The 13,346-nt window shown below is 58.5% G+C and carries 12 protein-coding genes and 2 pseudogenes; 9 read left to right on the forward strand and 5 right to left on the reverse strand.

Annotated features, from left to right (window positions below; translation table 11 throughout):
* Positions 1-2: 2 nt before the first annotated feature.
* Positions 3-638, reverse strand: a complete 636-nt coding sequence (gene yihA / locus ALO80_RS14720) for a ribosome biogenesis GTP-binding protein YihA/YsxC (RefSeq protein ID WP_054984730.1) — start codon at positions 636-638, stop codon at positions 3-5.
* 294 nt (positions 639-932) lie between these two features.
* Between yihA and ALO80_RS14725 the strand changes: the two genes are divergently transcribed.
* The 5 genes and pseudogenes from ALO80_RS14725 to ALO80_RS14740 all read left to right on the forward strand — a co-directional run bounded on the left by ALO80_RS14725 (position 933) and on the right by ALO80_RS14740 (position 5,383).
* Positions 933-1,577 (forward strand): thiol:disulfide interchange protein DsbA/DsbL, encoded by a 645-nt coding sequence (locus ALO80_RS14725; protein ID WP_055009523.1) that lies wholly within the window; start codon positions 933-935, stop codon positions 1,575-1,577.
* A gap of 9 nt (positions 1,578-1,586) precedes the next feature.
* Positions 1,587-2,462 carry an endonuclease/exonuclease/phosphatase family protein gene (locus ALO80_RS14730; protein WP_054984728.1) on the forward strand — a complete coding sequence of 292 codons (876 nt, stop codon included), beginning with the start codon at positions 1,587-1,589 and terminating at the stop codon, positions 2,460-2,462.
* A pseudogene (locus ALO80_RS32560) lies at positions 2,459-3,097 on the forward strand (hypothetical protein); the annotation flags it as partial. The gene ALO80_RS14730 and the pseudogene ALO80_RS32560, both read left to right, overlap by 4 nt.
* 123 nt (positions 3,098-3,220) lie before the next feature.
* Positions 3,221-4,513, forward strand: a pseudogene (locus ALO80_RS32565) (GGDEF domain-containing protein); the annotation flags it as partial.
* Between the two features lie 90 nt (positions 4,514-4,603).
* Positions 4,604-5,383: an N-acetylmuramoyl-L-alanine amidase gene (locus tag ALO80_RS14740; RefSeq protein WP_055009525.1), complete on the forward strand. Its 780-nt coding sequence runs from the start codon at positions 4,604-4,606 to the stop codon at positions 5,381-5,383.
* Positions 5,384-5,436: 53 nt separating this feature from the next.
* On the opposite strand, the gene ALO80_RS14745 is transcribed toward ALO80_RS14740, so the two are convergent.
* A complete protein-coding gene (locus tag ALO80_RS14745; protein WP_055009526.1) occupies positions 5,437-7,224 on the reverse strand; it encodes a KinB sensor domain-containing domain in 1,788 nt (595 codons plus the stop codon).
* A gap of 10 nt (positions 7,225-7,234) precedes the next feature.
* Positions 7,235-8,581 (reverse strand): sigma-54-dependent response regulator transcription factor AlgB, encoded by a 1,347-nt coding sequence (gene algB, locus ALO80_RS14750; protein WP_055009527.1) that lies wholly within the window; start codon positions 8,579-8,581, stop codon positions 7,235-7,237.
* A 197-nt stretch (positions 8,582-8,778) separates the two neighbouring features.
* On the opposite strand from algB, the gene ALO80_RS14755 reads away from it, so the two are divergent.
* From ALO80_RS14755 to ALO80_RS14765, 4 genes are all read left to right on the forward strand, one after another.
* The gene (locus ALO80_RS14755; RefSeq protein ID WP_055009528.1) at positions 8,779-9,618 is read left to right on the forward strand and encodes a BON domain-containing protein; all 840 of its coding nucleotides are present in this window, start codon (positions 8,779-8,781) and stop codon (positions 9,616-9,618) included.
* Between the two features lie 228 nt (positions 9,619-9,846).
* Positions 9,847-10,134: a hypothetical protein gene (locus ALO80_RS29580; protein WP_083493277.1), complete on the forward strand. Its 288-nt coding sequence runs from the start codon at positions 9,847-9,849 to the stop codon at positions 10,132-10,134.
* A gap of 57 nt (positions 10,135-10,191) precedes the next feature.
* Positions 10,192-10,356, forward strand: a complete 165-nt coding sequence (locus ALO80_RS29585) for a DUF1328 domain-containing protein (protein ID WP_002555679.1) — start codon at positions 10,192-10,194, stop codon at positions 10,354-10,356.
* A 2-nt stretch (positions 10,357-10,358) separates the two neighbouring features.
* Positions 10,359-10,826: an inhibitor of vertebrate lysozyme family protein gene (locus ALO80_RS14765; protein ID WP_055009530.1), complete on the forward strand. Its 468-nt coding sequence runs from the start codon at positions 10,359-10,361 to the stop codon at positions 10,824-10,826.
* Between the two features lie 301 nt (positions 10,827-11,127).
* Here the strand turns inward: ALO80_RS14765 and ALO80_RS14770 are convergent, their stop codons facing one another.
* Both ALO80_RS14770 and ompR read right to left on the reverse strand, forming a co-directional pair.
* On the reverse strand, positions 11,128-12,438 hold the full coding sequence (locus tag ALO80_RS14770) for an ATP-binding protein (RefSeq protein WP_004655259.1): 1,311 nt from the start codon (positions 12,436-12,438) through the stop codon (positions 11,128-11,130).
* A gap of 163 nt (positions 12,439-12,601) precedes the next feature.
* Positions 12,602-13,342, reverse strand: a complete 741-nt coding sequence (gene ompR / locus ALO80_RS14775) for an osmolarity response regulator transcription factor OmpR (protein ID WP_003318889.1) — start codon at positions 13,340-13,342, stop codon at positions 12,602-12,604.
* Between the last annotated feature and the right edge of the window lie 4 nt (positions 13,343-13,346).

Here is a 13,346-nt window from a genome sequence, read left to right on the forward strand (position 1 = left end):
ATTTACTCCGCAGGTGCCTTGTCTTCCAGTTCCATCCAGTCGGCCAGCACGGTGTAGGCCTCTTCCAGCCCCATACGCTTGGGAGCCGAGAACAGCTGGATGCTCACTGCGTCACCCCAGCCCTTGCGAATCTCGGCCTGAACCTTGAGCAGCGTGTTCTTGGCTGCGCCGTAGGTCAGCTTGTCAGCCTTGGTCAGCAGAATGTGCATGGGCATGTTGCTGGCAATCGCCCAATCCAGCATCAACACGTCGAAATCGGTCATTGGATGACGGATATCCATCATCAGAATCAGACCTTTCAGGCTTTCGCGGCTCCCCAGATAGGCTTCCAGGTGACGCTGCCAGTGCAGCTTGAGCGGAATGGGTACTTTGGCGTAGCCGTAGCCAGGCAGGTCGACCAGACGTCGATCGTCATCCAGTCCGAAGAAGTTCAGCAGTTGAGTGCGTCCCGGCGTCTTGGACGTACGCGCCAGGCTGGCATGGGTCAGGGTGTTCAGCGCGCTCGATTTGCCCGCATTGGAGCGACCGGCAAATGCGACTTCAAACCCTTCGTCGTCGGGGCATTGGTCGACCTTGGCGGCACTGAGCATGAACGTGGCCTGTTGGCACAGACCGAGGATGGGGTTTTTGAGTTGCATGTGATTTCCGGTGAAGGCCCTGCCTGCAAGGGGAGCGGCAGGAGGTGTCGGGTTCGTTTGGATGCGTGAGTATATAATGACACACCTGCCACCCGCCCCATACTCACAGCCTGTCGGGGTGCTCTGGCCAGGAGCTGGAACATTCAGACATGACCTGCTTCACTCCTTATGCAAAAAGGCCGTCCATGGCCGCCCACTTTTACAACCTCGGCGTTACACTAACGAACTCAAGCCCTCTTGCCCGGTCGAAACCACCGTCGCCTGAAGGCGATTCAATCTGCTCAGGAGTAAAGCATGCGTAATCTGATCATCAGCGCCGCTCTGGTTGCCGCCAGTCTGTTCGGTATGTCCGCCCAGGCTGCTACGCCCATCGAGGCCGGCAAGCAATACGTAGAGCTGGCAAGCGCTGTGCCTGTTGCCGAGCCAGGCAAGATCGAAGTCGTCGAGGTGTTCTGGTATGGCTGCCCGCATTGCTATGCATTCGAGCCCACCATCAATCCATGGGTTGAAAAACTACCGTCCGACGTGAAATTCGTACGTATCCCGGCCATGTTCGGCGGCCCTTGGGACGCTCACGGCCAACTGTTTATCACGCTGGACACCATGGGCGTCGAGCACAAGGTTCACGCTGCCGTATTCGAAGCCATCCAGAAAGGCGGCAAGCGTCTGACCGACAAGAATGACATGGCTGACTTCCTGGCCACTCAAGGCATCGACAAGGATACCTTCCTCAAGACATTCGATTCCTTCGCAGTGAAAGGTAAGATTGCGCAGTACAAGGAACTGGCCAAGAAGTACGAAGTGACTGGCGTGCCGACCATGATCGTGAACGGCAAGTACCGCTTTGACCTGGGTTCTGCCGGCGGTCCGGAAAAGACCCTGGAAGTTGCCGACCAGTTGATTGCCAAAGAGCGAGCGGCTACCACAGCCGCCAAGTAAGCGCACATCATGCGCCGCTGGGGCAAAGGCAGCACCCGTATCGTTGGCCTGCATGATCCGCAGGTCAACGAACATCATCTGATGCAAAACGGTTTGCCGGAAGACGGCAGGCTGCGTTTGCTCAGTTTCAATATCCAGGTCGGTATCAGTACCCAACGCTACCATCATTACCTGACGCGCAGCTGGCAGCATCTGCTGCCGCATGGGGGACGGGCGGCCAATCTGCAGAAGATCGGCGACCTGATCCATGACTTCGATCTGGTGGCGCTACAGGAAGTCGACGGCGGCAGCATGCGCTCCGGCTTCGTCAATCAGGTCGAGCACCTTGCTCAGCTGGGTGGCTTTCCGTACTGGTACCAGCAACTCAATCGCAACCTCGGTCGACTCGCGCAGCACAGCAATGGTGTGTTGAGCCGCTTGCGCCCGGCCAAGATCGAGGATCATCCACTACCAGGCCCGGCCGGACGTGGGGCGATTCTTGTCCGTTTCGGCGAAGGCGAGGATGCGCTGGTGGTCGTCATGATGCACCTGGCTCTGGGCACCCGTACCAGAACTCGCCAATTGGCGTACATTCGCGAGCTGATCGGCGGTTATCGTCATCAGGTGCTGATGGGCGACATGAACACCCACGCCAATGATCTGCTGGAACACTCGCCGCTTCGGGATCTGGGCCTGCTGGCACCACAAATCGAAGCGACCTTTCCCAGCTGGCGACCACAACGCTGCCTCGATCATATTCTGCTCAGCCCGACCCTGACGCTCGAACGCGTACAGGTGCTGGCGCAACCCATTTCCGATCACCTGCCGGTTGCTGTCGAGATTCGCCTGCCTGACTCACTGCGTGGGGACTCGCTGCCTGTGCCCTCTGGTGGAAACCTTGCATGAGCGACGACGCGGAGCGTTGGAAAGAGAAGTACCTCAAAGGAATCGAGCAACAGGACAAGCTTGAAAAGCGCTGGGATGCGCGGCTCGACCTGCTGCGGCGCGGCCTGGTGCGCAGTAGCCTGGCAGCAGAAGGGTCTGACCGCGCCGTCGATGAGTGCATGAAGGAAATGCGGGAAATTGTCCGCAAGGACGATATGGACGCCGGTCTGGCAGCATTGATCCCGCGTCTCGAAAAAGCCGTGCTGGACTCGGAACATCGCCGTGAAGTGCGGGTTGGGCAGATTGGCTCGGCGCTGACCGCACTGGTTACGCAGCTGCAAGCGCTGCCGCTGCCAAGAGAAGTGCGCAAGCCACTCAAGCGCTTTGCCAAGGATCTTGAAGAGCGTGCGTCGCAGGCACGCGAACTGCCCTTGCTGCTCAGCGAGTTGAGTGGCTTGCAGGGTCAGGCTCTGACGCTGCTCGAAAAGCACGAAGAAGGCCCGCGTCAGGGGCTGCTGCAACGCCTGTTCGGTTCGCGGGACGAACATGGCAACGAGCACTCTTCCGAAGCTGCTCATCCCGAACATGCCCCCTCTGCCGAGGACCGGCATGAAGCACACATTGAACCTGAAGACGCGAATGCTCATGCTTCACCAGACGTCGTCGTTGCCGGGATCGAGGAGACGGCTCCTTCCCTCATTGACCGAGAGACCAGGATCGAGCCACCTCCGCCGACACCTGCCCCACAGACCGATGTCACCAGCACTGCAACATCTGAAGCGCCTGCGCCATTGCCAGCCGCAGCAGCAGCCATTGCACCAGCGCTGATCGAACCCGTCGCCGAACCTGTTGCTATTCCCGTCGAACCTCTTGATTTCACAGACATGCTGGCACCCGTTCCGTGGGTGCCTTACCAGCAGCGGCCAATCGTGTTGAGCGTGGAAGAGCCGCCAGACGATGCCGAATCAGAAACCGAAGCGACAGAAGGCGAAGAAGGTTATTCGCTACCCACCTCGCCAGAACCCAGCTACAGCTCGGTGGCTGCGCACATTGAGGAAACACTGCTCGGCCTGCTCGACGACCTGACATTGTCGGAACACTTCCGTCCGCAGGTCGAGGATATGCAGTTACGCTTGAAACATGGGCTCAACTGGTACGAACTGCTGCCGATCCTCGACGATCTGGCGGTACTGATGCTGGCAATCAATAACGGTGGCCAACAGGAATTCGGCACCTATCTCAAACAGCTCAACGAACGGCTCGAATCCTTTCAGAGCCACTTGCAGGCCGCCAGCGAAGATCATGCCGAGGATCAGTCCACCGCACGCGACCTGAACGAACAATTGCGCGAACAGGTCGGCGGCCTGCAGATAAGCGTTCAGGACGCGTCCGACCTGACCAGTTTGAAGCAGGTGCTCGACAACCGTTTCGAAGGCTTGCTCAGTACTATGGATCACTACCAGCTCAAGCGTGACGCACGCGAGCGGGAAGTCGCCTCACGGCTCCAGGGATTGGCAGCACGCGTGGCAAGCATGGAGCAGGAAGCTCTGGGTTTCAGAACCCATCTGGAAGAACAGCGCCAAAAGGCCTTGATCGACCCGCTCACCGGCTTGCCCAATCGTGCAGCCTGGGGCGAGCGCCTCGAACAGGAGATGAGCCGGTGGCAGCACGAAAAAAACAGCCTGCTGGTGTGCATCCTGGACCTGGACCACTTCAAACGCATCAATGACGGATACGGCCACCTGGCTGGCGACAAGGTGCTGAAAATTGTTGCCAACGTCTTCAGAAAGCGCCTGCGTGGCGACGATTTTCTTGCACGGTTTGGTGGCGAGGAATTTGTCATGCTGCTGCCTGCGACACCTCCCGCCATAGGGCTGACCTTGCTGGACGAGCTGCGCGCTGCAGTAGAAGCCTGCCCGTTTCACTTCAAGGGCGAGCGGGTCACGATCACTGTGTCCATCGGGGTAACGGCTTTTCGAACGACTGAACGAAGTGACACAGCGATCAAGCGCGCCGATCAGGCGCTGTACAAGGCCAAGGAAAATGGCCGGAACCGGGTCGAGCAAGGCTGAAACATTTTGATCTGAACGAATGCTTCGCCGCCAAAGCTATTTGCACACATTTTGTTATGATGTTGCATTTCCCGCTGACGCTGCCAATCCATGAAACTGTATTTTTCCGCCTTCCTGTTGCTCGTCCTCACTGCCTGCGCCAGTGGCCCCAGGCTGGACACCAGCCATCCATCGGTGAACTTCGATGGCCGTGCTCAGTACGTGGTGATGCATTACACCTCGACTTCACTGGAGCGCTCGCTGCAGTTACTGACCCATGGCGAGGTCAGCGCCCACTACCTGATCGGTGACGACAGCAAGGCGACCATCTACAAGCTGGTCGATGAAAGCGCGCGTGCCTGGCATGCCGGTGAAAGCGAGTGGGAAGGCCGTACCTGGCTCAACTCCAGTTCGATCGGCATCGAGATCGTCAATCCGGGCTTCAAGGAAACACCGACAGGTCGGCTGTGGTATCCGTACACCGAAGCACAGACCCAGTCGATCATTGTCCTGCTCAAGGACATCGTCAAGCGCAACAGGATCGACCCCAGACACATCATCGGTCATAGCGACATAGCCCCGTTGCGCAAACAGGACCCGGGGCCGCTGTTCCCGTGGAAACGCCTCGCTGCCGAAGGTCTGGGGAACTGGCCGGACGAACGCCAGGTTGCCCAGCGTCAGGCACTGTTGGCAACCAACCTGCCAAGCATCACCTGGTTCCAGCAGCAGTTGGCGCGCCTTGGCTACAGCACTCCGCAGACCGGCGAGCTGGACGTCGCGACACGTCAGGTACTGGCCGCTTTCCAGATGCACTATCGCCCGGCACGCTTCGACGGCGAGCCTGACGCACAGAGCGCGGCCATCCTGCAGGTGCTCAATCACTCGAATTGAAGCGTATGAAGGCTGGCACTCAGTCAACCGATGAGGGCCTGGTGCTCAAGCCCTCAGAGCGGCAACGCCATGTAGAACTGCGTGCCCTGTCCCGGCCTTGAATAAACGCCCATACGCCCGCCGTGCAACTGGACAATCTCCTTGCATAGCGCCAGCCCGAGCCCGGCCCCGCCTTTTTTGCGACCGACCTGCACGAAGGGTTCGAAAATTCGCCCCTGCTGCCCGTAGGCAATGCCCTCGCCGTTGTCTTCGACACTGATGATCGCCCGCTCGCCATGGCGCCTGGCCTGCAGACGAATCAGGCCGTTCTGCGGCGTATGCCGCAACGCATTGTCCAACAGGTTGTCCAGTACCCGCTCAAGTTGCGACTGGTCAGCATGCAGGCGTGGCATGGGCTCCTGCATATCCAGCATCAGTACGATGTCCTGCTCGACGGCCTTTTCCTCGAATCGCGCCCTGGCTTCTTCCAGCAGGGTTTCGATGGAGCATGGTGCCAGTTTGAGTTTCTGCAGGCCGTTCTGGTAACGCGAGAAATTCAGCAGGTCATTGATGAGCTGCATCAGGCGCTGCATTTCTTCGGTGACCGTATTGAGCAGATCGGCCTCACGGGTCTCAGGGGCGAAATGCAGACGTTCCTGAAGAAGACCGAACGCCATGTGCATGCCCGTGACCGGCGTGCGCAACTCATGCGAGGCACGCAGGACAAACTCGCTGCGCACTCGCTCGAACGCGCGCTGCTCGGTGACGTCATGCAGAACCATGACCGCACCGAGGATGTGGCCTTTGGTATGGCTGACCGGTGTCATGCTATAGGTCAGCAGTCGGGACTCGCCGTCGATGTCAATGGCCAGGTCTTCCGGAGCGCGCTCGAGCGTTCCGCCACGCAGCACCAGATGCAGCTGTTCGTCCAGCTCCGGACGGCTCAACGCCTCTCCGAGACTCTGCCCCAGGCGACTTTCGTCCCAGCCAAGCTGGCGTTGGGCCACAGGATTCAAGTGCTCCAGACGGCCCTGACGATCAATCATCAGCAAGCCATCGTCGATACTGTCGAGAACCGCTTGCAGACGCTGCTGGCCCGCCAGTAACTCATCGACATTGGTCGCCTGATGCTGACGCAGGGCTTCGGCCATGATGCCAAAGCGCCGAGTCAGAAGGTTCATCTCGGCGGCAGAGGAAATAGGCAGCGTCACCTCGTAATCGCCTTCACCAATGCGGTCCGCGGCTTTCGCCAGCGCTTCGATCGGCGCACCGAAACGACGGGCGATGCCATGCGCGGTCACAAAACCGATGCACAGCACTGCCAGCCCGACCAGCCCCAGCAGGCCCGCAATCCACAGCGCACGATCCCTGGAATTGATCTCCGCGCTGCTGATGTTCTCCAACGCCTTGCGATGCACATCCAGCAGGCCGTTGCGCAAGTTATCGAAGCTTTCGCTCAGTTGCGGGTTGCCACGTATGCCTCGCAGGTCAGTCCCGTATTGCTTCCAGGTTTCGATGAACCGCTGATAGTCGCCCCGGGTCTTCTCGAACCCGTTACGCACGTTCTGCTGGGTATCCTGCGCCGAACCCTCTTCCAGCAGCTCTTCAAATTGAGTCTGGATTCTTTCCAGTTCGGCCTGATCGCGGTTGGCACCCGTCATCAAAACCAGTTGATCGCCCAGGTTCTGGCGCAACTTCAGACCCAGATCAAGAATGGCGAAATTGTGCTGAATCAGCGATTCCTGAGTCCGGGCCATCTGCATGACGCTGACGAGCCCCAGCAGCAGCCCGAGCAAAGCGACCGTGATAAGTGCCGAAATACTCAGAAAGAGGCGAGTGCGCAGTTTCATGGCCAGCTTCATTTAAGGCCTTTCACAGGTTGTACTGTTTACGTTTTCGATACAGCGTCGACGCATCGATACCCAGCGTTTTGGCAGCCTGATCGAGGGTTTCACTGGTCGCCAGCACGGCACCGATGTGCGCTTTTTCAAGCTCGTCCAGGCTCAAGGCCGCTCCGACACGCGGTGCATTGTTCGCTGGCTGCTCGGCCATGCCCAAGTGACTGACTTCCACACGCTCCTGCGGGCAGATGATGCTGGCACGCTCGATCACGTTACGCAGTTCACGAATGTTGCCCGGCCAACGGTAGTTGAGCAGCGCTGCGCGGGCCTCCTCGCTGAACCCGCGCGCCGGTCGGGCGTACTCCTTGACGAAGCGCGCCAGAAACCGGTCTGCCAGGGTCAGAATGTCTTCGCTGCGCTCACGCAGGGCAGGCAGATTAAGGGTGATTACGTTCAGGCGATACAGCAGGTCCTCACGGAAGCGTCCGCTGCGCACCATGTCCTCCAGATTGAGGTTGGTGGCGGCCAGAATGCGCACATCGGCACGCCGGGTAACCGGGTCCCCCACACGCTCGTACTCCTTGTCCTGGATGAAGCGCAGCAACTTGGGCTGCAGCGTCAGCGGGAAGTCGCCGATCTCGTCGAGGAACAGCGTGCCGCCATCCGCCTGGTTTACCCGGCCCAGGGTACTTTCGCTGGCACCGGTGAACGCCCCTCGACTGTGGCCGAACAGTTCGCTTTCCATCAACTCTGCAGTGAGCGAGGGGCAGTTGATCGTCACACAGGACTTCTTCGCCCGTTTGCTCCAGCCGTGAATAGCCCGGGCCAGCTCGCCTTTACCTGTACCCGACTCACCGAGAATCAGGATGTTGGCATCGGTCACCGCAACCTGACGGGCCGTTTCCAGAATGGCCATCATGGAAGGGCTGTGAGAATCCAGCCCGTCCTTCGGTTTGCGGACTTCGCCTTCCAGTGCCTCAAGACGTGCAGACAGTTGTCGCACCTCAAGCTGCTTGGCGGTGGCAAGGCGCAGTTGATCCGGGCTGCACGGCTTTACCAGATAGTCGGCTGCACCCGCCTGAATGGCGTCGACAGCGGTATCGACCGCCGAGTGCGCGGTCACGATGACCACACGCATCCACGGTGCCTGAATACGCATCTGCGCCAGCACATCCAGGCCGTTGTCTTCACCCAGGCGCAAATCGAGAAAGCACAGGTCGAATACCTGGCGTTGCATGAGCGTGTCAGCCTGGGCTGCGCTGTTGGCAGTGGCGACACTGTAGCCTTCGTCTTCCAGACAGTACCGGAAAGTGCGGAGGATGGCGGACTCATCGTCCACAAGCAGAATACGGCCCTGATTCTCAGTGGCTGCTTCCATTTTTCCTACGCTCCTTAATGAATTGTCTCAGTTAGTCTCGGAATCATCGGGCAAGTTGCATGGTCAATTCTGATTGATTCTTCGGCATGCATGGTAGCTTTCTGATCGCCTAATGGCGAACAGCCTGATTAATCCGCGTTTATGTCGTTAAAACCGTCCATTCGGAGACGAAATCCCACCGCAAAAGGAACACTCATATGTTTTCACTGAAAAAGATTGCTCTGATCACGTCCGCCGCTGCGTTACTTGGCAGCGGTCCGGTACTGGCCCAGCCTGACCTGCCCACACAGCTTGCCGAGGCGCGTCAGGAAGGTTCGATCTGGACAGCTTTCGCGCTGAACAAGCATTTGAGCCCGTTCAAGATCGATGTAGACGTGCAACAAGGCACCGCGATTCTCAAGGGCAAGGTCGAAAACGAAGTGGATCGCGAGCTGGCCGAGCGCATTGCACTGGATACCAAGGGTATCGAGAAGGTTGATAACCAATTGGAAGTGGACGCTGCGGTTGCCAGCGAACCCGGTACGCGAACCCATATGGCCCAGCGATTTGAAGATGCGACGCTGGTCGCGACAGTGAAATCCAAATTGCTGTGGAGCAGCGTGACTGAAGCGCTGACCATCGATGTCGACAGCAAGGATGGGGTGGTCACCCTCAAGGGCCGGGCGCAGAGCCCGGAAGCCAAGGAGCTGGCGGGCAGCCTGGCAAGCAATACTGATGGTGTGGTGAGCGTCAACAACCTGATCAGCCTGAGCGCAGCCGATTCCATTGCAGCCAAGACACAGCCTCAATCGCTGTCCCCGACCGAAGAAATGAGCGACGCGTGGATCACCAGTAAGGTCAAGGCGAGCCTGATTTACAGCCGGACGCTGGACGGACTGAACATCAAAGTGGATACCAAAGCCGGAGTGGTAAGCCTGAATGGCGTGGTTGCCAACTTCGCGGAGAAGGAACTGGCCGTTGAGATCGCGCGAAACATTCGTGGCGTCAAGGGAGTGAATGGCGACGCCCTGAAGGTCATGGCGCGCAGCGCAGGCTGAACAGGCGCACGCAAAACGTCAAACGCTTCGTGCAGAACGCACGATTACAAAGGTGTAATCGTGCAGCTTGCTCGTAGGGCTTATCCCGCAAACGTCATAACTTATTGATTTTATTGAATTTAAAAGCCAGACAAAAACTGGCATGCAGTCTGCAATAACTCCTTCAACAAGGTCGATACACAATGACCCATCAGATTGAATGCCCACTCAGGCCAGGGGAGTTTGCAGATGAACAGCCAGCGTATTGCACAATTGCGTATCTCTCCCCTGCATATCCAGCAAGGCCTTTTCCTGCTCCTCGCCCTGCTTGTCACTCTGATCGCCATTCAGCAGTTCCAGCGTTGGAATCAAGCCAACGAGGCAACTCAAGCCAGACAGCAATTCATCCACACCAGCAGCATCTCGTATCGCGGTGTAAGCGCTCCAGCGGTCAAGGATGTTTCCTCCAGCCTCCGCCCTGTCGATGGCCTGGTGTCTGTAGATGAAGTCGCTCCACAGCAAAAATGGGTTTTTTGACCCGACCTGAAAAAAAGCAGCATTCATATTAAAACGGCACCAAAAAGGAGTATCACCATGTTGAGTTGGGCAATCACGTTTCTGATCATCGCCATTGTTGCTGCAGTACTGGGCTTCGGTGGTATCGCGGGCACGGCTACCGGTATCGCCAAGATCCTGTTTGTCGTATTCCTGGTGATGTTCGTTGTGTCGTTCTTCTTCGGTCGTCGCGGTCGAGGCTGATAATGCACACGTCATTTCGCACACTGGCCGCCGCCCTGTTGATGGGCGGCAGCGTCATGGTCATGGCAGCCAATGATGGACAGTCGCGGGTCAATGAACTCTTGAGTTCGGCACCCGAGTACCGCACAACCTGGGCGAAGGTCGTCAAGAAGGAAGAGCGGTTGCCGGATTGGGTGATCAACCTGTCCGGTGCTTCCCAGCAGCAGATGACAGCGGCCACCGAGGACGGCGACAAGTACCTCGTCGGACCGCTTTGCGAAACTGCCGATACGTGCAAAAGCAAGCGCCTGATCGTGGCCTTCAGCCTCGACAAGGAAGATGCTTACGCCATGTTGGTTGAAGTACCTGCAGGTCTTCCTGCAGATAAGTCACCCACTCGTCATGCCACTTACCGCTATCTGGGTAAGCCTGACGAGGGTATGCAAAAGCTCTTGAATGAAGAGCTGCGCAAAGACCCTGACTGGTATTGATCCAGAAGAAAGATGTCGACTGCAGAGTCGACATCTTTCTGATTTGTGCGGCCTGAGGAAGGTGCGCGCATGACCAAGGGGCCGGGATGCGTTGATCGAATGGATCGGCGTGACCTAGGGGTACAGGGAGTACCTCCGCCGAGGGCCGGGTCAGGCAAGCTGCCGTGCAAGTCCTTGAGAAAGCTTTGACCTTTCAAGCGCTCTCCGCGACCCTGCACGGCGCTTTATACCCGCTTTATCTCCCTCGCGACTCTTCCTTGTTATACCCCTCGTTTTATACCCCTCGTTGATTCCATTCCGGTCAGATAGCGTCCCTTGGCAGCATCAGCCCCAATGGCAGACGTACCCGAGCCTCCAGACCGCCGCCTGATCGGTTTCTCAACTCGACATTGCCGCCATGCATTGCTGCGATGCGCTTGACGATCGCCAGCCCCAGGCCAGTCCCTTTACCGCTGCGGGCACGATCACCGCGAATGAACGGGTTGAAGATGGTGTCCAGCTCGGACGGATCGATACCCGCGCCTCTGTCGAGTACGCTCAACACCACGTACGGCGCGTTCCTGTCGCCGGACACGTAAGCGGCCACCTCGATACCGTTACCGGCATGATGCCTGGCGTTGCCGATCAGATTGGTCAGCAGACGCTTCATCGATACGCGCCTTAGCGGAAAGGGCGGAATCGGCTCAAGACACAGACGGATGCTGTCTTCATCGTTATTGAAGGGCGCAACCACATCACGCACCAGATGCCCCAGATCGACCTCTTCGATCTCTTCGTCACGCCCATCGCGAATGAACGCCAGGAACTGATCGAGAATGGCGTCCATATCCTCGATATCCCGCACCATGCCTTCAGAGAACTCATTGTCGTTCATCAATTCCAGAGACAGGCGCAGACGCGTCAGCGGCGTGCGCAAGTCATGGGAAACGCCCGCCAGCATCAGCTCACGCTCCTGCCCGGCCTGTTCGACGTCCTCGGCCATCTGGTTGAAGGCGCGATAGACCTCGGTCATCTCGCTCGGCGTGTCACTGACCGGCAAACGCACGCTGCGGCCCTGCCCCAGTTGCCGAGCCGCAAAGACCAGTCGCTTGAGCGGCTGATTCAATTGGCGCACGAAAATCCAGGCCGATGCCGTGGAAAGCAACCCGATGGCGAGGAACCAGCCCAGCACGCTCCAGATCTTCTGGCCACGCAGCGGGTGAGGATATAGCGGCACTTTCAGCCAGCCGTCCCCCAGGCTCGGTGCCCTTACCCATAGCGCGGGCGGTGCGTGCACACGCAAACGCACTTCGGTATCTGCACCCAGCTCCGCCTGCATCTGCCGCTGATATATCTCGCTGTAAGGCCAGTGTTGTTCACCCTCCGGCACGCCACCGCCGACCACGCGAATCAGGCCAGCCGCTTCGGCAATTGCCTCGCGATCGTTTTCATCGGCCGCCCAGTAAGCGCGCAAAGTCAGCGCAACGCCGTGGCTGTATTGCCTGTCGACCAGAACGTCTTCGTTCATCAGCAGATAAACCAGCGTCAGGGCCTTGGAAAACAGCACGACGATGAGCACCAGCCAGAGCGTGCGAGAGAAAAAGCTTTGCGGGAACCAGAGCGGAGTCTTCATAACTGCAGCCATACACTTTGCAGGGCGAGCGAGGCTCGCAGGTTTGCCGAACGCGGGCCGGACCCGATGGACGAACGCAAAAAACCAGTACGTCGATAACCTTACGGAAGATTACCGACGTAACTGGCAGAAATGACGGATTTCTGTGCTGAGAACCAGGTTATCAGCGACTGCCGGCACCATCCGGAACGAATACATAGCCTACGCCCCAGACGGTCTGGATATAGCGGGGCTTGGAAGGATCCGGCTCGATCAGGCGACGCAGACGGGAAATCTGTACGTCGATGGATCGCTCCAGTGCATCCCACTCCCGGCCACGGGCCAGGTTCATCAGTTTGTCACGGGTCAGCGGCTCGCGAGCGTGCATGACCAGCGCCTTGAGTACCGCGAACTCACCCGTGGTGAGCATGTGCACTTCTTCGCCACGCTTGAGCTCGCGGGTGGCCAGAGACAGTACGTAATCGCCGAAACTGACTGACTCGTCCTCGCTACCGGGGGCACCGGGCACCGGTGCAGCCTGACGACGCAATACCGCCTTGACGCGAGCCATCAGCTCGTCCGGATTGAACGGCTTGGCCAGGTAATCGTCAGCCCCCAGTTCGAGCCCCTTGATACGGCTCAGCTCATCGCCCTTGGCGGTCAGCATGATAATCGGCACCTGATTGTTCGCGGCACGCAGACGACGGCAGGCTGAAAGGCCGTCTTCTCCGGGCAGCATCAGGTCCAGCACCACAAGGTTGAAAACCTCACGGGCCAATAGCCGGTCCATTTGCTCCACGTTTGCCACGGCGCGGGCACGGTAGCCCTTGCTGGTGAAAAAACGCTCCAGGAGACTGCTCAGCCCCGGATCGTCATCGACAATAAGGATTTTTTCGCCTTCAGCATTTTGTGCGGTGCTGCTCATCGGA

The organism is Pseudomonas caricapapayae (genome assembly GCF_001400735.1).
In the GTDB taxonomy this organism is placed as follows: domain Bacteria; phylum Pseudomonadota; class Gammaproteobacteria; order Pseudomonadales; family Pseudomonadaceae; genus Aquipseudomonas; species Aquipseudomonas caricapapayae.

Coding starts and splice junctions, on each gene's coding strand:
- yihA (WP_054984730.1), bottom strand. CDS start 638: ATGCAACTCAAAAACCCCATCCTCGGTCTGTGCCAACAGGCCACGTTC.
- ALO80_RS14725 (WP_055009523.1), top strand. CDS start 933: ATGCGTAATCTGATCATCAGCGCCGCTCTGGTTGCCGCCAGTCTGTTC.
- ALO80_RS14730 (WP_054984728.1), top strand. CDS start 1,587: ATGCGCCGCTGGGGCAAAGGCAGCACCCGTATCGTTGGCCTGCATGAT.
- ALO80_RS14740 (WP_055009525.1), top strand. CDS start 4,604: ATGAAACTGTATTTTTCCGCCTTCCTGTTGCTCGTCCTCACTGCCTGC.
- ALO80_RS14745 (WP_055009526.1), bottom strand. CDS start 7,224: ATGAAGCTGGCCATGAAACTGCGCACTCGCCTCTTTCTGAGTATTTCG.
- algB (WP_055009527.1), bottom strand. CDS start 8,581: ATGGAAGCAGCCACTGAGAATCAGGGCCGTATTCTGCTTGTGGACGAT.
- ALO80_RS14755 (WP_055009528.1), top strand. CDS start 8,779: ATGTTTTCACTGAAAAAGATTGCTCTGATCACGTCCGCCGCTGCGTTA.
- ALO80_RS29580 (WP_083493277.1), top strand. CDS start 9,847: ATGAACAGCCAGCGTATTGCACAATTGCGTATCTCTCCCCTGCATATC.
- ALO80_RS29585 (WP_002555679.1), top strand. CDS start 10,192: ATGTTGAGTTGGGCAATCACGTTTCTGATCATCGCCATTGTTGCTGCA.
- ALO80_RS14765 (WP_055009530.1), top strand. CDS start 10,359: ATGCACACGTCATTTCGCACACTGGCCGCCGCCCTGTTGATGGGCGGC.
- ALO80_RS14770 (WP_004655259.1), bottom strand. CDS start 12,438: ATGAAGACTCCGCTCTGGTTCCCGCAAAGCTTTTTCTCTCGCACGCTC.
- ompR (WP_003318889.1), bottom strand. CDS start 13,342: ATGAGCAGCACCGCACAAAATGCTGAAGGCGAAAAAATCCTTATTGTC.